General features: G+C 77.2%; 5 protein-coding genes. 4 read left to right on the forward strand and 1 reads right to left on the reverse strand.

What is annotated here, in order from left to right; translation table 11 throughout:
- Window positions 1-50: 50 nt before the first annotated feature.
- Window positions 51-1,097 carry a lactonase family protein gene (locus tag ACFCY1_RS01050; protein WP_375873061.1) on the reverse strand — a complete coding sequence of 349 codons (1,047 nt, stop codon included), beginning with the start codon at window positions 1,095-1,097 and terminating at the stop codon, window positions 51-53.
- A 251-nt stretch (window positions 1,098-1,348) separates the two neighbouring features.
- Between ACFCY1_RS01050 and ACFCY1_RS01055 the strand changes: the two genes are divergently transcribed.
- The 4 genes from ACFCY1_RS01055 (at window position 1,349) to ACFCY1_RS01070 (ending at window position 24,398) form a co-directional block, all read left to right on the forward strand.
- Window positions 1,349-3,178, forward strand: coding sequence for a glycoside hydrolase family 15 protein (locus tag ACFCY1_RS01055; protein ID WP_375873062.1), 1,830 nt, complete (start codon window positions 1,349-1,351; stop codon window positions 3,176-3,178).
- Window positions 3,175-4,587: a glucose-6-phosphate dehydrogenase gene (locus tag ACFCY1_RS01060; RefSeq protein WP_375873063.1), complete on the forward strand. Its 1,413-nt coding sequence runs from the start codon at window positions 3,175-3,177 to the stop codon at window positions 4,585-4,587. The genes ACFCY1_RS01055 and ACFCY1_RS01060 overlap by 4 nt, the downstream gene beginning before the upstream one ends.
- Before the next feature lie 919 nt (window positions 4,588-5,506).
- A complete protein-coding gene (locus ACFCY1_RS01065; RefSeq protein ID WP_375873064.1) occupies window positions 5,507-6,874 on the forward strand; it encodes a serine hydrolase domain-containing protein in 1,368 nt (455 codons plus the stop codon).
- Between the two features lie 142 nt (window positions 6,875-7,016).
- On the forward strand, window positions 7,017-24,398 hold the full coding sequence (locus ACFCY1_RS01070; protein WP_375873065.1) for a non-ribosomal peptide synthase/polyketide synthase: 17,382 nt from the start codon (window positions 7,017-7,019) through the stop codon (window positions 24,396-24,398).

Below are 24,398 nucleotides of genomic sequence, written 5' to 3' on the forward strand. Positions count from 1 at the left end.
CCGCGCCCGCACCGGGCCCCGGGCCGCTTCCCCGGCCCGGGGCCCGCGCGTCAGGCGAACAGGACGGTGGACGCCGCCGGGACGGCCAGCGAGCCCGCCCGGCGGGGGACGCCCGTGGCGGCGTCCAGGTCGAACCAGGTGACGTCGCCGGAGTGCTGGTTCGCCGCGTACAGCCGGGTGCCGGTCGGGCCGAGCACCAGGTCGCGCGGCCAGCGGCCCCCGCAGGGCACCGAGGTGACCACGTGCGCCCGCTCGCCCGTCGCGTCGAGGGCGAGCACCACGATGGTGTCGGTGCCGCGCTCGGCCGCCCACAGGAACCGGCCGTCGGGGGAGACCACCGGGGCCGACGGCGAGACCGGGCCCTCGACGCCGTCCGGGAACAGCGGGACCTCCGCGACCGGTTCGAGCGCCCCGGCCGCCGCGTCCCAGCGGCAGACCGTCACGACGGGGCGCAGCTCGCCGAGCACGTACGCGTGCCGGCCGGAGGGGTGGAAGGCGAGGTGCCGCGGCCCGGTGCCGGGCGGCAGCGCGGTCTCCGCGTGCACGGTGAGCGCCCCCGTCGCCGGGTCCAGGGCGAGGACCCGCACCGCGTCGGTGCCGAGGTCGACGGCGAGCACCCAGCGCCCCGACGGGTCGGGGAGCACCTGGTGGGCGTGCGGGGCCCGTTGGCGGTCCGGGTGCGGCCCGCTGCCCCGGTGGCGCAGCACGGTGGCCGGGGGCCGCGGGGTGCCGTCGTCGGCGAGCGGCAGCACGCTGACGCTGCCGGAGCCGTAGTTGGCCGTCAGCAGGTGGCCCCGGCTGAGGCTCAGGTGGGTGGGGTGGTCCCCGTCCACCGGGACGGGGGCGCCGAGCGGGCGGGGCGCCGGAGCGGCGAGGTCGTGGGCGGTGACGGCGCCCGGCTCCGTCTCGGAGACGGCGTAGAGCACCGGGCCGCCGGCGGCGAGCCCGAGGGCGAGGTAGGACGGGTCGACGGCCTCGACGACACCGGTGGCGGTCAGCGCCCCCGAGTCCGGATCCAGCGATGCCAGGACGATCCCGCGCCCGCCCTCCGAGGTGAACGACCCGATGAAGGCCCGCTCCGCGCCGCTGTCCGCCACCGCAAACCTCCGTCGTCCACCATCCGCCGTCCGGGCTCGAACGCTAGCAGGTGCGGCGTCCGGGCTCTTTCGCCGGAGAGCGCTTTTTCACTGGAAAGCACCGCTGCCGGAGCGGCCGGATCGCGGACCGGCCCGATCCCCGGGAACGTGGGAGCCGTTGGCCGCGCGGCCGGGTCGCCGTCGGCCCGGCGGTCCGCACCGGGACGACGCCCCTTCGACCACCCCCCTTGGCGCTGCGGAAGCGAGGCGGCATGTACGACCCCGACCCACCGTTCCGGCCGGTCCGCCGCCGGAACGGCTACCCGCCGCTGGAGGACCTCGGCCTGATCGGCAACGGCGCGACGGCCGCGCTGGTCGGCCTGGACGGCGCCATCCCGTGGCTGTGCCTGCCCCGCTTCGACTCCGAGCCGCTGTTCTGCGGCCTGCTGGACCACGCCCGGGGCGGGCACTTCACCCTCGCCCCGGAGGGCCTGGTGGAGGCCAGGCAGCGCTACGAACCGGACACCGGCGTGCTGGTCACCGAACTGCGCGGCCCCACCGGCCTGGTGCGCGTCACCGACGCGCTGACCCTGCGCTCCGGCGCCGACCTCACCGACGACGCGCCGGCCGACCGGGGCGAACTCGTGCGCTCGGCCGTGGTGCTGGACGGGACGGTCCGGCTGCGGGCGGAGCTGGAGCCGCGCGGCGGCGCGCAGGCCCGCGCCCTGTTCAGCGGACTGGAGGTGCGCCCGCACCGCCGTCCGGACCTGCGGCTGCACCTGCGCTCCAACCGCCCGCTGACCGGCCTGCGCGATACCCACGAACTGCGGCAGGGCGAACGCCTGGACCTGGTGCTGTCCTGGGGCCGCTTCCACCGCCACCACCGCTTCGACACCGACGCGACGCTGAAGGCCACCGCCGAGGCCTGGCGCCGCTGGATGGGGCACTTCGCGTACGACGGCCCCCAGGAGCCCCTGGTCCGGCGGGCCGCGATCACGCTGAAGCTCTGCGACGACTGGGCCAACGGCTCGCTGGTCGCCGCCCCCACCTCCTCGCTGCCCGCGCCGATCGGCGGGATCCGCAACTGGGACTACCGCTACAGCTGGATCCGCGACGCGGCGTTCGCCGTGTTCGCCCTGCGCCGGATCGGCTTCGGCGGCGAGGCCGACGCCTTCCTCGGCTGGGTCCTGGACGCCTTCGAGACCAGCCGGCGGCCCCGGATCATGTACGACCTGCGCGGCGGCCCGGTGCCGGACGAGGTCGTGGACGGCGAACTGGAGGGCTACCAGGGCTCGGCCCCGGTCCGCTGGGGCAACGGCGCGACCGACCAGCGCCAGCACGACGTCTACGGCGAGATCCTGGACTGCGCCCACCAGTGGCTGCGCTCCGGCGGCGAGATCCAGCCCGCGCTCTGGGCCGGCCTGGCCGAGCTGGCCGACGCCGCCCGGCAGGCCTGGCGGGAGCCGGACCAGGGCATCTGGGAAGTGCGCAGCGAGGGCCGGGTGTTCACGTACTCGGCGGGCCTGTGCCAGGTGGCCCTGGACCGGGCCGCCCGGATCGGCGAGCGGCTCGGCCGGTCCGACGGGCCGGACCGCTGGCGCGCCTCGGCCGAGGAGCTGCGCCGGCTCGTCCTGGAGCAGTCCTGGGACGAGGACGCCAAGACCCTCAGCGCCCACCTGGACGGCGGGGGCACGCTGGACGCGAGCCTGCTCGCGCTCCCGCTGCGCCGGGTGGTGCCGGCCGGCCACCCGCGGATGGTGGCGACCGCGGCGGCCGTCGCCGAGCGCCTGTCGGCGGGCGGCGGGCTGCTCTACCGCTACCTGCACGAGGAGTCCCCGGACGGGCTGCCGGGCGACGAGGGCGCCTTCGTGCTGTGCAGCTTCTGGCTGGTCGACAACCTGGTCGGCCAGGGCCGGACCGACGAGGCCGGGGAGCTGTACGCCTCGCTGTGCTCCCGGGCGAGCCCGCTGGGGCTGGTGTCCGAGCAGATCGACCCCTCCACAGGAGAGTTCATGGGCAACTTCCCCCAGGCGTTCAGCCACATCGGGATCATCTCCAGCGGCGTGAACCTGGCCCGGGCGAGGGCGGGGGGACGGGCATGATCGACCGGCTCGCGATCCTCGGCGCGACCGGGGACCTCAGCGCCCGCTTCCTGCTGCCGGCGCTGGCCGCGCTGCGGGCGGCGGGGCACACCGGCGACGCGCTCCGGGTGACCGGGGCGAGCCGGGAGGACTGGGACACCGGGCGGTACCGGGCGTGGGCCGCGGAGCGGCTCGACCGGCACGGCGGCGCCCTCCCGGCCGGGGCCGGGGAGGCGGTGGTCTCCGCCCTCGACTACCGGCGGGCCGACGTCACCGACCCGGCCGACGTGGCCGCGGTCGTCGCCGGGGAGGGGCCGGTGGCCGTCTACCTCGCCCTCCCACCGGCGCTCTTCCCCGCCGCGGTCACCGCCCTGCACGCGGCGGGCCTGCCGGAGGGCAGCCGGATCGTCCTGGAGAAGCCGTTCGGCGAGGACCTGGCCGGCGCGCGGGAGCTGAACCGGCTGCTCGCCGAACTCCTGCCGGAGCGGGCGGTGTTCCGGGTCGACCACTTCCTGGCCATGACGACCGTCCAGAACGTCCTCGGCAGCCGGCTGGCCAACCGGGTGCTCGAACCCCTCTGGAACAGCACCCACATCGCCGAGGTGGACATCACCTGGGACGAGACGCTGGCGCTGGAGGGCCGGGCCGGGTACTACGACCGGGTCGGGGCGCTCAAGGACATGGTCCAGAACCACCTGCTGCAACTGCTCTGCCTGGTGGCCATGGAACCGCCGCTCACGCTCGGCGAACGGGACCTGCGCGACCGGAAGGTGGACGTGCTGCGCTCCGTACGGCCGCTGACCGAGCACGACGTGGTGCACCGCACCCGGCGGGCCCGCTACCTGCCGGGCCGGATCGGGGACCGCGACGTCCCCGCGTACGCCGAGGAGGAGGGCGTGGACCCGGCGCGCGGCACCGAGACCTTCGCCGAGGTGGAACTGGAGCTGGACAGCTGGCGGTGGGCCGGGACGCGGTTCCGGCTGCGCAGCGGCAAGGCCCTGGGCGCGGACCGCAAGGAGGTCGCGGTGCACTTCCGCCCGGTGCCCCACCTGCCGTTCGGCCACGGCGGGAAGAGCCACGGCGGGAAGGGCTCCGGCGGGGAGGGCCACGGCGGGGAGGCCCGGCCCAACGTGCTGCGGTTCGAGCTGGAGCCGGAGGGGCTGGCCCTGGACCTGACCGGCATCGGCGCCCACGCCCACGAGCTCGTCCCGCTCTCGCTGACCGCGCGGATGGAGCCGCAGGACCTGCCCGCGTACGGGCGGCTGCTGCTGGACGTCCTGAACGGCGATCCGGCGCTGTCCATCCGCGGCGACGAGGCCGAGGAGGCCTGGCGGGTGCTTGAACCGGTGCTGGCCGCCTGGGAGCGGGGGCTCGTCCCGCTGGACGAGTACCCGGCGGGCTCGCAGGGGCCGCCGCCGCACTGGTGGTAGCCGCGCCGGTGCCCGGGTGACCGGCCGGTGGGGGGCCGGTCGGCCGGGGCCCGGGCGCTCGGGCCCCGGGCAGTGCCACTCGCGGCCCGCCCGGTGAATTCCGTCGCATTCCGGCACAGCAATCCCATGCATCACAGTCACCACATTCGTCACAGGCGCCCGGTAAATCACTCGGCTATTTCGACGAATGACTGTTCGAGTGGCTGGTGGGATCCGAACCTTATATTTTCGGCCAAAGAATTCGCGCCCGTTCTCGGGCGTTCCGGGCGCGGCCGGGAGTCGCACCTGGGATTTTGGCGTTCCGATTACCGACGGCGGTCGCTCTCCGTTCAATCGGAAGGGGTTGCGAGCGGCTGACCCGCCGTGAAGACTGTTGCGCGTTCGTCGTCCGGACGTTCGGGACGACAGGGATTGTGCGACTCCCCGACCGTGTCGGCGCGTTCCGCGCGGCGGTTGCGGGGGTGGATCGCCAAAAGGGGGAATGGGCATGCCGGGTACGGCCGTTGCGCAGGTGGGGGCCGGGAGAGCGGCCGGCCGCCGGGGGACGGTTTTCTGTTCGAACGTGCCGGCGGGGTAAGAGTATTCGGAGGCTCGCGGTTCACCGCGATCCGGTCCGCCGTTCATCGCGCGGAGGGAAATCCGGATCGTATTCGCACCGCCCGGTCCGGGCGCGCCGACGCGACCGCGGAACGGCTCCGCGAGGGCGGGTGCGGTGCCCGGCCGCGGGCGTCCGGGGATTCCCGTTCCCGGGGCCGGACGGCCTCCGCCGGCCGGGCCGACGCCGATTCCCTCCGTTCCCGCGCGTCCTGAAGCAGGCGACGACGGCCGGGAATTCCCGCTGTGCCGCCTCCCAATCCGCGATTCCACCGCGGGCGCCCGGCGCGCCCGCACCCGAGAACCAGTCAACGGGAGTTCCGCCATGCCGTACGCCAGTCCGGCGCCCGCCCGCGAGCGGTCGCCGCTCCTCCTGCGCGGCGAGCTGCAGCACCGGCTCGACACGCTCGCGCGCGCCCACCGGGTGCCCGGTGCCCAACTGGTGCTGGACACCGGCCCGGAGGCCGTCGTCCTGCACACCGGGGTGGCCGACACCGGCACCGGGGTACCGTTCACCGAGGACACCGCCGTTCCGGTCGGATCGCTCACCAAGCCCTACACGGCCGCCCTGGTGATGCTGCTCGCCGACGACGGCGACCTCGACCTCGACGAGCCGACCGCCGAGCACCTTCCGGAGTTCCGGCAGCTGCCTGAAGTAACGATTCGTCAGCTGCTGAGCCACACCGGCGGACTGCCCACCGGACCGGACTCCGACGCCGCCGCCCGCACCACCGCGACCCGCTACCTGTCCGCCGTCTGCACCGCCCCGGACGCGCTGTTCCCGCCCGGGACGGACTTCTCCTACTCCAACGCCGGCTACGTCGCCGCCGGGCGCCTGGTCGAGACGGTGACCGGGATGCCCTGGCACGAGGCGGTGCGCGCCCTGCTGCTCGAACCCTTCGGCACCGGGCCGGTGTTCGTCGACACCGCCGCCCCCGGACGGCCGGTCGCCGCCGGGCACGCGCTCAACGCCGCGACCGGCCTGCCCCGGGCCGTCCGGCAGAACCTGGCCCCACTGGAGGCCCCGGCCGGCGCCCTGCTGGCCAGCGCCGCGGACCTCGCCGCGCTCGGCGCCGCCCTGGTCGGCCGCGCCAAGGTGCTGCCCCCGGACACCGCCGAGCTGATGCGCCGCCCGGAGCCCGGCGCCCGGCCGGGAGCGCTCGCCGACGGCTGGGGTGCCGGCGCGGCGCTCTATCGGCAGGACGGGCGGCTGTGGTGCGGCCACGACGGCAACGCCATGGGCACCTCCTGCCATCTGCGGGCCGACCCGGACAGCGGCCTCGTGGTCGCCTTCACCGGCAACGCCGGCGCCGCCACCGCCCTCTGGCGCGAACTCGCGTCAGACCTGGAGGAGTTGGCCGGAGTACGGGTGCCCGCGGGGATCGAACCGGTCGGCGCGGGCGGACCCGTGCTGCTCGCCGCCCCGGCGGCCCTGGCCGAGTGCGCGGGCGACTACCGCAACGGCGCCATCCGCTACCGGGTCGAGCCGGCCGGCGCCGGACCGGCCACCCTCTCGGTCGACGGCGACCTCCCGATCCCACTGCGCTGCTACGCCGACCTCTCCTACGACCTGATCGCCCCCGACACCGGGCGCCCCGAACCCGGCGGGCGCTTCCACCGGGACCCGGCCACCGGCCGGATCGACCGGGTGCAGGTCTCCGGGCGCACCGCCCGCCGGGCCGCCGCCGACTGAGCCGACCGGCCCGGCCGCCGTACGCCCACCCCTGCACCGACCCCACCCCCGCACCGAACCCGCACCGTTCCCCGGGTCCGAGGGCCGGCCACCGCCTGCCCCGCCGCCCTCGTCGTCGCCCCCCTCGGAAGGACCTTCCGCCATGGCCGACCGGCCTGCCCAGCCCGTGCGCCCGACCGCCCCGCCGCAGGCGCCGGCCGGTGGCACCACCGCACCGTCGGCGGCGCCCCGGACCCTGGACGCCCTGTTCGCCGCCCAGGCGGCCCGCACGCCGCACGCGCCCGCGCTGACCGACGGGCAGCGCAGCTGGACGTACCGCGACCTGGCCGAACGCGTCGAGCGGCTGGCCCGCGACCTGGGCCGGCGCGGCGCCGGGCCGGAGCGGACGGTGGCCCTGGTCCTGCCGCGCTCCATGGAGCTGGTCGCCGCCGAGCTGGCCGTCGTCCGGGCGGGCGCCGCCTTCCTGCCCGTCGACCCGGGCTACCCCGCCGAGCGGCGGGCGCTGATGCTCGCCGACGCCGCCCCCGCGCTCGTCCTGGACGACCCGGCCGCCGTCCGCGCGGCCCTGGAGACGGAGCGCCCCGAGGACCGGGACCACACCGACCTCCCGGCCGCCGACGGCACCGACCACCCGGCGTACGTGATCTACACCTCGGGCTCCACCGGGACGCCCAAGGGCGTGGTCGTCACCCACCGGGGGATCGCCGGCTTCACGGCGGCGGCGATCGACAACTACGCGGTCGGGCCGGGGGACCGGGTGCTCCAGTTCTCCTCGCCCAGCTTCGACGCCTCCGTCCTGGAGCTGTTCGTCTCCGTCCTCACCGGCGCCACCCTGGTGATCCCCCCGGACGGCCCGTGGCTCGGGGAGGAGCTCGCCGCCGTCCTGGACGGGCAGCGCATCACCCACACCCTGATCCCGCCCGCGGCCCTGGCCACCGTCCCGGCCGGCGCGGGCCGCCACCTGCGCACCCTGATCGTCGGGGCCGAGGCCTGCTCCGCCGAGCTGGTCGACCGCTGGGCGCCCGGCCGGCGCATGGTCAACTCCTACGGCCCGACCGAGGCCACCATCGTCGCCACCTGGACCGGCCCGCTCACCGCCGGCACCGGCGCGCCCACCATCGGCGGCGCCCTGCCGCACGCCCGGGTGTACGTGCTCGACGAGGCCATGCGGCCCCAGCCGGCCGGCACCGACGGCGAGCTGTACCTCGGCGGCGAGGGCGTCGCCCGCGGCTACCTCGGCCGCCCCGGCCTGACCGCCGCCCGCTTCGTCGCCGACCCCTTCGGCCCGCCCGGCGCCCGGCTCTACCGCACCGGCGACCGGGCCCGGTTCACCGCCGACGGGGAGCTGGAGTTCCTCGGCCGGCTCGACCGGCAGGTCAAGGTCCGCGGCTTCCGGATCGAGCCGGGCGAGATCGAGGCCGCGCTGCGCGCCCACCCCGCCGTCGACCAGGCCGTGGTCGTGGTCCGCGAGGACGAACCGGGCCACACCCGGCTGGTCGGCTACGCCACGCCCGCCGACCCGGAACTGCCCCCGGACCCGGCCGCGCTGCGCACCGCCCTGGCCGCCGCGCTGCCCGCCCACCTGGTGCCCGCCGCCGTCGTCGTGCTGCCCGCCTTCCCGCTCACCCCGCAGCTCAAGATCGACCAGCGGGCGCTGCCCGCGCCCGCCCGGCAGAGCGCCGGCGGCGGGCTCGCCCCGCGCACCGAACGGGAGCGCGCCCTGGCCGCCGTCTGGGCCGAGGTCCTCGGCCTCGACGCGGTGGGGGCCGAGGACGACTTCTTCGACCTCGGCGGCGACTCCGTCCTCGCCGCCCGCACCCTGGCCCGGATCACCGAACGCCTCGGCGTCCGGCTCACCCTGCGGGACGTGTTCACCGCCCGCACCGTCGCCGCCCTCGCGCCGCTGCTCGACCGGCCGGCCGCCGCCGCGCCCACCGGGCCCGTCCCGCCCGCCCCGCGCGGGGAGCCGCTGCCGCTCTCCAGCGCCCAGCGCCGGCTCTGGTTCCTGGAGGACCTCGCCACCGGCGGCACCGGCAACCACACCGGCGTCGCCCTGCGGCTGCACGGCGACCTCGACCGGGAGGCCCTCGGCCGGGCCCTGCGGCGGCTCACCGCCCGGCACGACGCGCTGCGCACCACCGTCACCGCCGTCGACGGGCGGCTCGAGCAGCACGTCGCCGAGCGGGCCGACCTGCCGCTGCGCACCGAGGACCTCGGCGCCCTGCCCGCCGGCGAGCGCGCCGAGGCGGCCGACCGCCTGCTCGCCGAGGAACTGGAGCGGCCCTACGACCTGGCGCGGGGCCCGCTCAGCCGGGCGCTGCTGGTCCGGCTCGCCGCCGACGAGCACCTGCTGCTGCTGGCGCAGCACCACATCGTCACCGACGGCTGGTCGGTCGGCGTCCTCACCCGCGAACTGGCCGCCCTCCTGCGGGCGGAGGCCACCGGCGAACCCGACAGCCTGCCCGCCCCCGCCCTCCAGTACCCCGACTACGCCCACTGGGAGCAGCACCGCCCGGCCGACCACGCCCCCGAACTCGCCTACTGGAAGCGCGCCCTGGCCGGCCTGCCCACCCTGCGGCTGCCCACCGACCGCCCCCGGCCCGCCGAGCGCGCCGGCCACGGCGCGGCGCACCGCCACCACCTCCCGGCCGAGCTGGTCGACCGGCTGCGCCACCTCGCCGCCGGCCGCGGCACCACCGTGTTCACCCTGTTCGCCGGGGCGTCCGCGCTGCTGCTCTCGCGCCACTCCGGCCAGCGGGACGTGGCCCTCGGCACCGTCGTCAACGGGCGGGAGCGGCGCGAGCTGGAGGAGGTGACCGGCTTCTTCGTCAACACCGTGGTGCTGCGCGGCGACGTGGACGAGCGGGCCACCGTCGACCGCTTCGTGGAGTCCATGCGCACCACCCTGCTGGACGCCTTCGCCCACGCCGAGGTGCCCTTCGACCGGGTGGTCGAGGAACTGGCCCCGCCCCGCGACCCCAGCCGCACCCCGCTGGTCCAGGTCGCCGTCGTCCAGCAGACCCCCGCCGCCCCGGCGCCCGCCGGCGGGCTGCGCTTCACCGACCACCCGCTGCCCCGCCCGGCAGCCCGCTTCGACCTGGTGCTGGAGTTCACCCCCGACGAGGCCGACGGCGGCTGCACGCTGACGGTCGAGTACGACACCGACCTGTTCGACCGGCGGACGGTCACCGCGCTGGCCGGCCACCTGCACCGGCTGCTGGCCGGGATGGCGGACGGGCCGCGGCGCACCCTCGCCGAACTGCCGATGATCCCCGAGGAGGAGCAGCGCGCGCTGCTCGCCTCCCGGAAGCCGCCGCGGGAGCTCCCGGGCACCGACCCGGCCCGGCCGTCCGGGTGGAGCCGGGTCCACGTGCTCGACCGCGCGCGGCGCCCCCAACCCGTCGGGGTGCCCGGCGAGTTGTACCTCGCGGGCTACCTCCCGGAGCAGCCGGACGAGCGGCTCGTCCCCGACCCGTACGGCGCGCCGGGGGAGGCGATGTACGGCACCGGGGAGCTGGTGCGGTGGACCGCCGACGGCGGGCTGGAGCACCTCGGCCGGGTCGAGGAGCGGGCGAAGCCCCGCGGCGGGGAGACCGACCCGGCCCCTGCGCCGGCCGCCCCCCGCCACGTCGCCCCCCGGACCCCCGCCGAACGCGCGCTGGCCGGCATCTGGGCCGAGGTGCTGCGGCTGGAGCGGGTCGGCGCCGACGACAACTTCTTCGACCTCGGCGGCGACTCCATCCTCGGCATCCAGGTGGTGGCCCGCTCCCGGCAGGCCGGGCTGGCGGTGACCTCCCGGGACCTCTACCGCCACCAGACGGTCGCCGCGCTCGCCCTGGCCGCGGAGGACGCCGAGGCGCCCGCCGCGCCCGCGCCGGTGGCCGCCACCGGGGAGGCCGTGCTGACCCCGATCCAGCGCTGGTGGTTCGAACGGGCCACCGGCCGGGCCGGCCACTTCGCCCAGGCCGTCTCCCTGCTGCTGCCCGGCGACCTCGACCGGGCGGCCCTGGAGGAGGCCCTGAACGACCTGGTCGCCCACCACGACGCGCTGCGCTCCGCCTTCACGGCCCCGGACGGCGCGGGCGCGGTGCGCTGGCGGATCCAGGAGCCGACGGCCCGCACCACCCTGGCCCGGCACACCGGCCCCGACCAGGACACCCCGCACTTCGGCCCGTACGACCTGGCCGGCGGCGCCCCGCTGCTGCGCGCCGTCCTGCACGAGCGCGCCGGGGGCCGGCCCCCGGTCCTCCACCTGGCCGTCCACCACCTGGTGGTCGACGGGGTCTCCTGGCGGGTCCTGCTGGAGGACCTCGACACCGCGTACCGGGCCCGCCGCGAGGGCCGGGACGGCGCGGCCGCCCTCCCGGCGAAGTCCTCGCCGCTGCGGCAGTGGGCCGAGCGGCTGAGCGCCTTCGCCGCCGCGGGCGGCTTCGAGGACGAGACCGCGTACTGGGCCGAGGCCGTGCCCGGGCAGTCCGCCGCCGAGCCCGGGCGGCCCGCCGCCGAGCCGTTCCCCGCCGAGCTCGACGGCCCCGACAGCTACGCCACCGAACGCTCCGTCACCGTCCGGCTGAGCCCCGCCGACACCGCCGCACTGCTGCGCACCCTGCCCGACACCTACCGCACCCAGGCCAACGACGTGCTGCTGAGCGCGCTGGGCCGGGCGCTGTGCGGGGAGAGCGGGCTGGAGCGGGTCGTGGTGGACGTCGAGGGCCACGGGCGCGAGGAGCTGTTCGCCGACCTCGACCTCGGCCGTACGGTCGGCTGGTTCACCACCCGCCACCCCGTCGCCCTGGCCGTCCCCGCGGGAGCCGGCTGGGACACCGTCCTCAAGCAGGTCAAGGAGCAGCTGCGCGCCGTCCCCCGGCGCGGCCTCGGCTTCGAGGCGCTGCGCCACCTCGGCCGCCCCGGCACCGCGCCCGAGGTGCCGGCCGCCCGGATCAGCTTCAACTACCTGGGCCGCATCGCCCTGCCGGACGACCCGGACGGGCTGTTCCGCGGCACCTTCCGGCCGCTGGAGCTGGACGCCGACCCGGCGGTCGAGCGCCCCCACCCGCTGGAGGTGGTCGGCCGACTGGACGGCGACGCGCTGGAGTTCACCTGGTTCCACTCCGCCGCCGTCCACGGCAGTGCCACCGTCGAGGCACTGGCCCGGCGCTTCGCCGAGGAGCTGGCCGACCTCGCCCGCCACGCGACCACCCCCGGCGCCGCCGGGCGCACCCCGTCCGACTTCCCGCTGGCCCGGCTCGACCAGCCGGCGGTGGACCTGATCACCGGCGCCGACCCGGGCGCGGTGGAGGACGTCCTGCCGCTCACCCCGACCCAGTCCGGCATGCTCTTCCACGGCCTCGCCGAGGAGGACAGCGGCGCCTACTTCCAGCAGCTGGACTTCGTCCTCGACGGGGTGCCCGACCCGGCCCGCCTCGCCGAGGCCTGGCAGTGGGTCACCGACCGCACCGCGGTGCTGCGCGCCCACGTCCGCTGGCAGGAGGTGCCCGAGCCGCTGCTGGTGGTGCACCGCCGGGTGGCCGTGCCGGTCAGCCACCTGGACTGGCGCGCGCTGCCCGAGGAGGAGCGCCGCACCCGGCTGGCCGAGCTGCTGGACCGCGACCGGGCCCGCGGCCTCGACCTCGCGCGGGCCCCGCTCCAGCGGCTGCTGCTGATCCGCCTCTCGGACAGCCGGGTGCGGGTGCTCTGGTCGTTCCACCACCTGGTGCTGGACGGCTGGAGCCTGTTCCAGGTGCTCTCGGACGTCTTCGCGGTGCACGGCGCCCTGGCCGCTCCCGGAGCGGACGTCCCGTACGGCACCGTGCCGGAGCGCCGGCCCTACCGCGACTACCTGGCCTGGCTGGGCGGGCGCGACCACGCCGAGGCCGAACGGCACTGGCGCACCCGCCTCGCCGGGCTGGTGGAGGCGACGCCGCTGCCGTACGACCGCGAGCCGGTGCAGAGCCACCGCGCGGAGTCCACCCGGGCCGTGCCGTTCACCCTGCCCGCCGCCGCGACCAGGGCGCTGGAGGACCTCGCGCGCGGCTCCGGGCTGACCCTCAACACCCTGGTCCAGGGCGCCTGGGCGGTGCTGCTGGGCCGCCAGGCAGGGCGTGCCGAGGTGGTGTACGGCACCACGTCCTCCGGGCGCCCGCCCGAGCTGCCCGGCGTCGAGTCGATGACCGGCCTGTTCATCACCACCCTGCCGACCCGCACCACGGTGCCCGCCGAGGGCACCCTGCTGGACTGGCTCCAGGCCCTCCAGCGGGAGCAGAGCGAGGACCGGCGGTACGGCTTCGTCCCGCTCACCCGGATGCGGGCCGGCACCGGACTGCCCGAGCAGACCGGCCTGTTCGACAGCCTGGTGGTCTTCGAGAACTACCCGGTCGACGAGGACGCGGCCGACGCCCACGGCCTGCGGCTGCGCGACCTGGACGGCATCGAGACCACCAACTACCCGCTCGCCCTGCTCGCCTACCCCGGCCCGGAGCTGTCCCTGCGGCTCTGCTACGACCCGCGGCTGTTCGACGAGTCCACCGTGCGGCGGCTGGCCGGTCAGCTCACCGCCGCGCTGACCGGCCTGCCCGCCGGCGCCCACCGCCCGCCCGCGCGGCTGCCGCTGCTGACCGCCGAGGAGCGGCACCGCGTCCTGGTCGACTGGAACGCCACCGCCGCCGAGCAGCCCGCGGCCGACATCGCCGAGCTGTTCGCCGAGCAGGTGCTCCGCACCCCCGGGGCGGTCGCCCTGGAGGCCGGCGACGAGCGCCTGACCTACCGCGAACTGGACGCCCGGGCCGCCGAGTTGGCCGGACGCCTGGCCGCGCACGCGGTCCGGGTCGAGCAGCCGGTCGGGGTGCTGATGGAGCGCTCCGTCGAGCTGGTCGTCGCCCAGCTGGCACTGGTCCGCACCGGCGGCGTCTTCGTGCCGCTGGACGGCCGGGCGCCGCGCGAGCGGCTGCACCGGATGCTGGCCGAGGCGGGCGCCGAGCTGCTGCTCACCGACGCCCGCTGGGCGGAGACCGCCGCCGAGCTGCGCCCCGCCGAGCGGGTGCTGCGCGTCGACCGGCCGGACCGCACCGGCGCGCCGGCCGCGCCCCCGGCGGCCGTCCACCCCGACAACGTCCAGTACCTGATGTTCACCTCGGGCTCCACCGGCACCCCCAAGGGCGTCGCGGTGCGCCGCCGGGACGTCGCCGCGCTCGCCCTGGACCGCGCCTTCACCGGCCACGACCGGGTGCTGGTGCACTCCCCGCACGCCTTCGACGCCGCCACCTACGAGCTCTGGGTGCCGCTGCTGCGCGGCGGCACCGCCGTCCTCGCCCCGCCGGAGGACCTGGACGCCGCCGCCGTCCGGCACGCCGTCACCGAGCGGGGCGTGACCTGCCTGTGGCTGACCGCCGGGCTGTTCCGGCTGCTCGCCCAGGAGGACCCGGGCTGCCTGCGCGGCGCCCGCGAGGTGTGGACCGGCGGCGAGGCGGTGCCCGGCGCCGCCGTCCGCAAGGTCCTGGCGGCCTGCCCCGGCCTCACCGTGGTCGACGGCTACGGGCCGACCGAGACCACCACCTTCGCCACCCGCCGGGCCTTCCGCGAGGGCGACGAGCTGCCCGCCACGCTGCCGATCGGCCGCCCGCTGGACAACACCCGGGTGTACGTCCTGGACGGCGCGCTCCAGCCCCAACCGCCGGGCATCACCGGTGAGTTGTACATCGCCGGGGCCGGGCTCGCGCGTGGCTACGCGGGCCGCCCCGGCGAGACCGCCGCCCGCTACCTCGCCGACCCCTTCGGCCCGCCCGGCGCCCGGATGTACCGCACCGGCGACACCGTCCGGTGGAGCGCGGACGGCGAACTGCACTTCGTCGGCCGCGCCGACGACCAGATCAAGATCCGCGGCTTCCGGATCGAACCCGCCGAGATCGAGGCCCGGCTCACCGCCCACCCGGCTGTCGCCGAGGCCGTAATCTCGCTCCACCAGGACGCCGGACGCAAGCGCCTCGCCGCCCACCTGGTGCCCGCCGAGGGCGCCGAGCCGCCCGGCGCCGCCGAGCTGCGCGCCCACCTGGCCGCCGACCTGCCCGACTACATGCTGCCCGCGGCCTTCGTCACCCTGCCCGAACTCCCGATCACCGCCAACGGCAAGGTGGACCGCCGCCGGCTGCCCGCCCCCGACTGGTCGGCGGCGGGCGGCGACCGCCCCCACCGCGCCCCCGGCACCGACCGCGAACGGCTGCTCGCCGCGATCTGGGCCGAGCTGCTCGGGGTCGAACGGGTCGGGCTGGACGACGACTTCTTCCTGCTCGGCGGCGACTCCATCCTGAGCATCCAGGTGGTCTCCCGGGCCCGCGCCGCCGGTCTCGCGCTCTCCCCGCGCGACCTGTTCCGGCACCCCACCGTCGCCGCCCTGGCCGCGGCCGCCGGCAGCGCCGTCACCGTCGCGGGCACCGAACCGGTCGGCGGCGAGGTCGGCCTGACACCGATCCAGCACTGGTTCCTCGACCCGAACCCGCCGTACGCCCACCACTTCGACCAGTCCCTGGTGGTGGAGGCTCCCGGCGCCGTCGACCCCCGGGCCCTGCGCCGCGCCCTGGCCGCCCTGTGGGCCCACCACGACGCGCTGCGCTCCCGCTTCACCCGCTCCGAGGACGGCACCTGGCGGCAGCACTGCGCCCCCGCCGAGGAGGCCGCGCCCGAGCTGCTGGAGGTCCACGGCCATGGCGCCGAGGAGGCGGTGACCGCGGCCGCCCACGCCTCCTTCCGGCCGGCCGACGGCCCGCTGCTCACCGCCCGCCTGTTCCGGGGCGACGGCGCCCGGCCCGACCGGCTGCTGCTGGCCGTCCACCACCTGGTGGTCGACGGCGTCTCCTGGCGGGTGCTGCTGGAGGACCTGGAGACCGCCTACCGGCAGGCCGTCGAGGGCCGCCCGCTGCGGCTGCCCGCCCGCACCAGCTCCGTCCGGGAGTGGGCCCGCCGCCTGGCCGCGCACACCGCGGCCGGCGGTTTCGACGGGCAGCGGGACCACTGGGCGGCCGCCGCCCGGGCCTGCGCCACCCCGCTGCCGGTGGACGGCGACGGTACCAACACCGCCGCCGACCTGCGCGAGGTGACCGTCCGGCTGGACCGCGACCGCACCGACGCCCTGCTGCGCCAGGTCCCCGCGGTCTACCGCACCCGGATCGACGACGTGCTGCTCACCGCGCTCGGCCGGGTGCTCGCCGACTGGACCGGGCGCGGCACCGTCGCCGTCGGCCTGGAGGGCCACGGCCGCGAGGACCGGCTGTTCGACGGCCTCGACCTGTCCCGCACGGTCGGCTGGTTCACCTCGCTCTTCCCCGTCGCCCTCGACGTCCCGGCGGGGGACTGGGGCACCGCCCTGAAGGCCGTCAAGGAGCAGCTGCGGGCGGTGCCCGACCGCGGCCTCGGGTACGGTGCGCTGCGCCACCTCGCCGGGGACGTGGCGCTCGCCGACGCGCCCGCCCCCGGCGTCGCCTTCAACTACCTGGGCCGCTTCGACTGGTCCGCCGACGGCGCCGCCCTGGTCGGCGCCGTCCCCGGCGGCCTCGGCGGCGCGGAGGCGCCCGGCACCGAGCGCCCCCACCTGCTGGACGTGGTCGCCCGGGTCGAGGACGGCGAGCTGGAGATCGGCTGGTACTACAGCTCCGGCCGGCACCGCGCCGACACCGTCACCGGGCTCGCCCACGCCATGCTGGGCGCCCTGGAGGAGATCGTCGCCCACTGCGCCGAGCCCGGCTCGGGCGGCCGCACCCCCGCCGACTTCCCGCTCGCCCGGCTCGACCAGGCGGCCGTGGACCGGATCGCCGGGGACGGCCGAGCGGTCGCCGACGTCTACCCGCTGACCCCGATGCAGGCCGGGATGCTCTTCCACAGCCTGCTCGACCCGGACGGCGACACCTACGTCAACCAGGTCCAGCTGGTGCTGGACGGGGTCACCGACCCGCACGCGCTGGCCGAGGCCTGGCAGCGGACCGCCGACGCCAACGCGATCCTGCGTACCCGGCTCAGCTGGCAGGACGGCGCCGAACCGCTCCAGGTCGTCCAGCACCGGGCCGCCGTCCCGGTCGCCCACCACGACTGGACCGGCCGCCCCGCCGAGCAGGTCGAGCGGGACACCGCCCGGCTGCTCGCCGAGGACCGGGCGGCCGGCATCGACCTCGGCGGCGCGCCGCTGCTGCGCCTCGCCCTGATCCGGCTGACACCGACCCGGGTCCGGGTGGTGTGGACCTTCCACCACGTGCTGCTCGACGGCTGGAGCGCCGCCCAGGTCTTCGACGAGGTGTGCGAGCGCTACGCCGCCCTGACCGCCGGACGCGCCCCCGCTCCGGCCGAACGGGCGCCCTACGCCGACTACCTGCGCTGGCTGGCCGGCCAGGACGGGGCGGAGGCCGAGCGGTACTGGCGCGACACCCTGGCCGGCTTCCCCGCCCCCACCGAACTGCCCCGGGACCGCCGCCCGGCCGGCGCCCACCGCGCCTCCTCCTCGGCCTCGGTACGGGTCGCCCTCGGCGCCGAGCTGTCCGAGCGGCTGCGCGACACCGCCCGGCAGGCCGGGCTGACCGTCAACACCGTGCTCCAGGGTGCCTGGGCGCTGCTGCTCTCCCGCTACGGCGGCGGGGACGACGTGGTGTTCGGCACCATCGTCTCCGGCCGGCCCGCCGAACTCCCCGGCGTCACCTCGATGGTGGGGCTGTTCATCAACGCCCTGCCCACCCGGGTGCGGATCGACCCCCGGCGCCCGCTGCGGGAGCTGCTGCGGGAGGTCCAGGACCACCAGTCCGAGGCCCGCCGGCACGACGCCGTCTCGCTGGCCCAGCTCCAGGGCTGGAGCGAACTGCCCGGCGGCACCGCCCTGTTCGACAGCCTGGTGGTCTTCGAGAACTACCCCTTCGACGCCCAGTCGCTGACCCGGCACGGCCTCGGCGTGGAGACCGAGCAGGTGCTGGAGCCGACCAGCTACCCGCTCAGCGTGGTGGTGGCGCCCGGCGAGTCCATCGAGGTCGGCCTGGACCACGACCCGGCCCTCTTCGACACCGCCACCGTCGAGGGGCTCGGCGCGGGCCTGCGCACCCTGCTCGCCGGAATGGCGGCCGGCCTCGACCGGCCGGTGGGCGAACTGCCGCTGCTGGAGCCGGCCGAGGGGCGCGAGTTGGTGGCCCGCCTCGGCGGGGCGTTCACCGAGGCACCGGACGGCACCCTGCCCGAGGCCTTCGCCCGGCAGGCCGCCCGCACCCCCGACGCCCCGGCGGTCCGCTCCGGCGACGAGCAGCTGACCTACCGGGAGCTCGACGAGCGCTCCAACCGGCTGGCCCGGCTGCTGATCGCGGCCGGGGCCGGACCCGAGCGCTTCGTCGCGCTCGCGCTGCCCCGCACCGTCGAACTCGCCGTGGCACTGCTCGCGGTGCTCAAGAGCGGCGCCGCGTACCTGCCCGTCGACCCCGGCTACCCGGCCGAGCGGATCGCCTACCTCTTCGAGGACGTCCGGCCCGACGCCGTCGTCACCGGCACGGCGACCGCCGACCGGCTGCCCGACGGCCCGTCCACCCGGATCGTGCTGGACGACCCCGCCTGCCGCGAGCGCCTGGCCGCCGCCCGCCCCGACGCCGTCCGCGACGAGGAGCGGCACGGCGCCCTGCGCCCGGAGCACCCCGCGTACGTCATCCACACCTCCGGCTCGACCGGCCGCCCCAAGGGCGTGGTGGTCGCCCACAGCTCGGTGCTCGCCCTGACCGACTGGGCCGCCGCCGAGTTCGCCGACGGCGGCCTGGCCCACGTGCTCGCCGCCACCTCGCTCAACTTCGACGTGTCGGTGTTCGAGATCTTCGCGCCGCTGCTCTCCGGCGGCCGCGTGGAACTCCTGCGCGACCTGCTGGCCCTGGCCGAGCGCCCCGGCCCCTGGCGGGCCGGCCTGCTCAGCGCGGTGCCCTCGGCCCTCGGCGGACTGCTCGCCGACGGCGCCGTGCACCTCGCGGCGGACACCGTGGTGCTGGCCGGCGAGGCACTGCCCGCCCGCACCGTGCGCCAGGTCCGCGAGGCCGTCCCCGGCTGCCGGGTGCTGAACGTCTACGGCCCCACCGAGGCCACCGTCTACGCCACCGCCCACACCTGCGACCCCGCCGACCCGGACCGCGACCCGCCGATCGGCCGCCCGGTCGGCGGCGCCCGGGCCTACGTCCTGGACGAGCGGCTGCGCCCGGTGCCCGTCGGCGCGCCCGGGGAGCTGTACCTGGCCGGCACCGGCGTGGCCCGCGGCTACCTGCGCCGCCCCGGCCTGACCGCCGCCCGCTTCCTGCCCGACCCGTACGGCCCGCCCGGCGCCCGGATGTACCGCACCGGCGACCGGGTGCGCTGGAGCGCCGACGGCGGCCTCGACTACCTCGGCCGCGCCGACGACCAGGTCAAGGTGCGCGGCTTCCGGATCGAACTCGGCGAGGTCGAGGCCGCGCTGGCCCGCCACCCCCGGGTGTCGGCGGCCGCCGCCCGGGTGGTCGACCAGGACGGCCACAAGCGGCTGGTGGGCTACGCGGTGCCGCGCGACGGCGCCCTGCCCGACCAGGCCGAGTGGCGGGCCTTCCTCGGCGGCACCCTCCCCGGCCACCTGGTGCCCGCCCTGGTGGTGCCGCTGGAGCGGCTGCCGCTCGGCGCCACCGGCAAGCTGGACCGGCGCGCCCTGCCCGAGCCGGTGTGGGCCGCGCCCGCGACGGAGGCCGGCCGGTCCCCGCGCACCGACACCGAGCGCGTCCTCGCCGCCATCTGGCGCGAGGTGCTCGGGGTGCCCGAGGTCAGTGCGGACGACAACTACTTCGCCCTCGGCGGGGACTCCATCCTCGGCATCCAGATCGTCTCGGCGGCCCGCCGGGACGGCCTGGCGCTGACCCCCCGGCACCTGTTCGCCCACCAGACCCTGGCCGAACTCGCCCGCGCCGCCGAGCGCTCACCGCAGCCCGAGCCCGCCGCCGACCAGGGCGCGGTGGTCGGCGAGGCCCCGCTCACCCCCGTCCAGCACTGGCTGCTGGACACCCTGGACGGCGACCCGGCCCGGCTCACCCAGTCCGTCTCCTTCACCCTCGCCCCGGACACCGACGAGGAAACCCTGCGGGCCGCGCTGGCCGCCGTCCTGGACCACCACGACGCGCTGCGGCTGCGCTACGAACCGCTCGCCGACGGCCGGTGGCGCCAGCACGGCACCGCACCCGGCCAGGCCCCCGAACTGCGCCCGCACGAGCTGCCCGCCGCCGAGGGGGAGCAGCGCGCGACCGTCCTGCGGGACCTCGGCGAGCGACTGGCCGAGGGCTTCGACCTGGCCGCCGGACCGCTGCTGCGGGCCGCGCTCTGCCGCTTCGCCGAAGACCCCCGCCCGGTGCTGCTGCTGGCCGCGCACCACCTGGTGGTGGACGCGGTGTCCTGGCGGATCCTGCTGGAGGACCTGGAGCGCGCCCACAACGCGCTGAGCGCGGGCGAGCGGCCCGACCTCGGCGCCAAGAGCACCTCCTTCCGGGCCTGGGCCGAACGGCTCGCCGCGCACACCGCGGCCGGCGGCTTCGACGCGGAACTCCCGTACTGGCAGGGCCTGGTGGACGGTGACCTGCCGGTGGACCTGGACGGCGCCAATACCGCGGAGAGCGAGGAGTCGCTGACCTTCGCCCTGGACGCCGAGTCCACCCGCCGGCTGCTCCAGGACGTCCCGGAGGCCTACCGCACCCGGGTCAACGACGCCCTGCTCTGCGCCCTCGGCCGGGTGCTGGCCCGCTGGACCGGACAGGACAAGGTGCTGGTCGCCCTGGAGGGCCACGGCCGCGAGGAGCCCTTCGACGGCGTCGACCTCTCCCGCACCGTCGGCTGGTTCACCACGATGTACCCCGTCGCCCTGGACGTGCCCCCGGACGCCGACCCCGGCACCGCCCTGAAGGCCGTCAAGGAGAGCCTGCGCGCCGTCCCCGGCGGCGGCCTCGGCCACGGCGCCCTGCGCCACCTCAAGCCGGTGCCGGGCCTGGCGCTGCCGCGGATCGGCTTCAACTACCTGGGCCGGCAGGACTGGACCGCCACCCCCGGCGGCCTGCTGCACGCCCCGGCCGGCCCGCTCACCGGCGGCATGGACCGCACCGCCCGCCGCCCCCACCTGCTGGACGTGCTCGGCCTGGTCGCCGAGGGCCGGCTCTCCTTCACCTGGTCCTACTCCCGCGCGGTGCACCACAGCGGCACGGTCGCCCGGCTGGCCGCCGAACTGCTGGACGAGCTGCGGGAGCTCGTCCGCCACTGCGCCGAACCCGGCGCCGGCGGCCGCACCCCCTCCGACTTCCCGCTGGCCGGCCTCGACCAGGCCGGCGTCGACCGGCTGGCCGGCACCGGACGGGAGGTGACGGAGATCCAGCCGCTCACCCCCACCCAGACCGGCATGGTGGTGCACGGCCTGGACGAGGCCGAACACGGCCTCTACGTCGAGCAGATCACCTTCGTCCTGGACGGCGCCCGCGACCCGGGCCTGCTGGCCGCCGCCTGGCAGCACGTCGTCGACCGCACCCCGGTGCTGCGCACCTCGGTGGCGCTGCGCGACGTGCCGGTGCCGCTCCAGGTGGTCCACCGCCAGGCGCAACTGCCGGTCGCCGAGCACGACTGGAGCGAGCTGGGCGAGGCCGAGCGCGCGGCCCGGCTGGAGGAACTGCTCGCCGAGCAGCGGGCCCGCCCGCTGGTGCTGGACCGGCCCCCGCTGCTGCGGCTCGACCTGGTCCGGCTCGGCCCGGAGCAGGTCCGGGTGGTCTGGGCCTTCCACCACGTGCTGCTGGACGGCTGGAGCGTCTTCCACGTCCTCGCCGACGTGCTGGCCGCCCACGCCGCCCTCGCCCGGGGTGAGCGCCCCGAGCTGCCCGAGCGCCGCCCCTTCGCCGAGTACGTCCGCTGGCTCGCCGCCCGCGACACCGGTGCCGCCGTCGAGCACTGGCGCGGCGTGCTGGGCGACCTCGCCGCCCCCACCCCGCTGCCCTACGACCGCCGCCCCGCCCAGGGCGACACCGCCCGCTCCGGCGACTGGCTCTCGCACCGGCTGGACGAGGCCGTGACCGCGCGGCTCCAGGAGTTCGCCCGCCGCCACCGCCTCACCCTCAACACCGTGGTGCAGGGCGCCTGGGCGCTGCTGCTGTCGCGCTGGAGCGGGGAGCAGCGGGTCTGCTTCGGCACCACCGTCTCCGGCCGGCCCGCCGACCTGGCCGGCTCCGACGGCATCGTCGGCCTGTTCATCACCACCCTGCCCGCCCGGGTCGCCGTCGACGGCCGGCAGCCCTGCGCCGACTGGCTGCGCACCCTCCAGGAGGAACAGGCTGAGGACCGCCGCTTCGACCACCTGCCGCTGGCCAGGATGCACGGGCTGAGTCAGGTCCCGCCGGGCACCGAGCTGTTCGACAGCCTGGTGGTCTTCGAGAACTACCCGGTCGGCGACGCCACGGCCGGCGCGTACGGCCTGCTGGTACGCGACCTGGACGCCCGGGAGGCCACCAACTACCCGCTCACCGTGGTCGTCTCGCCCGGCGGGCGGCTCGCCGTGGAACTCGGCCACGACCCGCGCTTCCTCGACCGGCGGACCGCCGGGCGGCTCGCCGACCAGCTGCTGCACACCCTGAACGCGCTGGCCGCCTCGGACGGCGCCACCCCGCTGGACGGGCTCGACCTGCTGCCGCCCGGCGAACGGGAGCGGCTGCTGCACGGCCCCGCCCGCCCGGCGCTCGCCCCGGTGCCCCCGACGACCCTGCCCGCCCTGGTCGAGGCCGCCGCGGACCGGTGGCCGGAGGCCGTCGCGCTGAGCGCGGACGGCCTGGAGCTGACCTACGCCGAGGCCGAGGCGCACGCCAACCGCCTCGCCCACCGGCTGATCGCGCGCGGCGCCGGCCCCGGGGAGACCGTCGCCCTGCTGCTGCCCCGCTCGGCGGACACCGTGCTCGCCGAACTGGCGGTGGCGAAGACCGGCGCCGCCTTCCTGCCCGTCGACCCGCACTACCCCGAGGAGCGGATCGGGGCGATGCTGCGCGACGCGGCGCCCGCGCTGACCCTGGACGCCAAGGAGGTCGCCGAGCTGCTCGCCGCCGACCCCGACGGCGCCCCCGGCCACCGCCCCACCGACGCCGACCGCACCCGCCCGCTCGACCCGGACGACCCCGCCTACGTCATCTTCACCTCCGGCTCCACCGGCACCCCCAAGGGCGTCGTGGTCACCCACCGCGGCCTCGCCGCCTTCGCCGCCGCCGAGGCCGCCCACTACCAGGTGGCCCCGGGGGACCGGGTGCTGGCCTTCGCCACCCCCAGCTTCGACGCCTCCGTGCTCGAACTGTGCCTGGCCCTGCCGCACGGCGCCCGGCTGGTGGTGCCTGAGCCCGGACCGCTGCTCGGCGCCCACCTGGCCGGACTGCTCCGGGCGGAGCGGATCACCCACACCCTGCTGCCGCCCGCCGCCCTCGCCACCCTGCCGGCCGACACCCCCGGCAGCCTGCCCGCGCTGAAGACCCTGATCGTCGGCGCGGAGGCCTGCGGCCCCGACCTGGTCGCCCGCTGGGCCCCGCACCACCGGATGGTCAACTCCTACGGCCCCACCGAGGCCACCGTCGTCGCCACCTGGTCCGCGCCGCTCACCGCCGACGGCGCCGCCCCGCCGATCGGCCGCCCGCTGCCCGGCACCGGCGCGTACGTCCTGGACGCCCGGCTGCGGCCGGTGCCCGACGGCGTCCCCGGCGAACTGTGGCTGAGCGGCCCTGCCCTGGCCCGCGGCTACCTCGGCCGCCCCGGCCTGACCGCCGCCCGCTTCACCGCCGACCCGTACGGGCCGCCCGGCGGCCGGATGTACCGCACCGGCGACCTGGTGCGCCGCGACCGCCACGGTGAACTGCACTACCTGGGCCGCACCGACCACCAGCTCAAGCTGCGCGGCCACCGGATCGAGGCGGGCGAGGTGGAGGCCGTGCTGGCGCGCCACCCGGCCGTCCTGGACGCGGTGGTGAGCATCCGGGAGGACGAGCCCGGACTGCCCCGGCTGGTCGCCCACCTGCTGGCCGCCCCCGGCGCCGAACCGCCGACCGCCGCCGAACTGCGCGCCCTGGCCGCCCGCGCCCTGCCCGGCCCGATGGTCCCCACGGCCTTCGCGGTACTGGAGCGCTTCCCGCTCACCGCGAGCGGCAAGACCGACCGCGCGGCCCTGCCCGCCCCCGACCCGGCCGAGGCCGAGCCGGCCGGACGGGTGGCCCCCCGCACCCCCACCGAGGAGGCGGTGGCGGAGATCTGGGCCGAGGCCCTGCGCACCGCCGTCGGCGCCACCGACGACTTCTTCCAGCTGGGCGGCGACTCCATGCGCGCCCTGCTGATCGCCTCCCGGGCCAACGACGCCTTCGGCGTCACGCTCACCCCCCGCGACGTGCTGGTCTCCCGCACCGTGGCCGCCCTGGCCGACCTGGTGGAGGACCTGGTGCTCAGCGAACTCGAAGCCGCCGCGCTGGACGGCCCCGACGAACCCGCCGCCCCCGGCAGCCCCGACGATGACGAACGGTGA

The sequence above is a fragment of the Kitasatospora sp. NPDC056273 genome, assembly GCF_042268845.1.
GTDB lineage: Bacteria > Actinomycetota > Actinomycetes > Streptomycetales > Streptomycetaceae > Kitasatospora.

What these genes read in the sequence shown, in the direction of transcription:
- ACFCY1_RS01055 (WP_375873062.1), top strand. Translation starts at nt 1,349, where the DNA reads ATGTACGACCCCGACCCACCGTTCCGGCCGGTCCGCCGCCGGAACGGC.
- ACFCY1_RS01065 (WP_375873064.1), top strand. Translation starts at nt 5,507, where the DNA reads ATGCCGTACGCCAGTCCGGCGCCCGCCCGCGAGCGGTCGCCGCTCCTC.
- ACFCY1_RS01060 (WP_375873063.1), top strand. Translation starts at nt 3,175, where the DNA reads ATGATCGACCGGCTCGCGATCCTCGGCGCGACCGGGGACCTCAGCGCC.
- ACFCY1_RS01070 (WP_375873065.1), top strand. Translation starts at nt 7,017, where the DNA reads ATGGCCGACCGGCCTGCCCAGCCCGTGCGCCCGACCGCCCCGCCGCAG.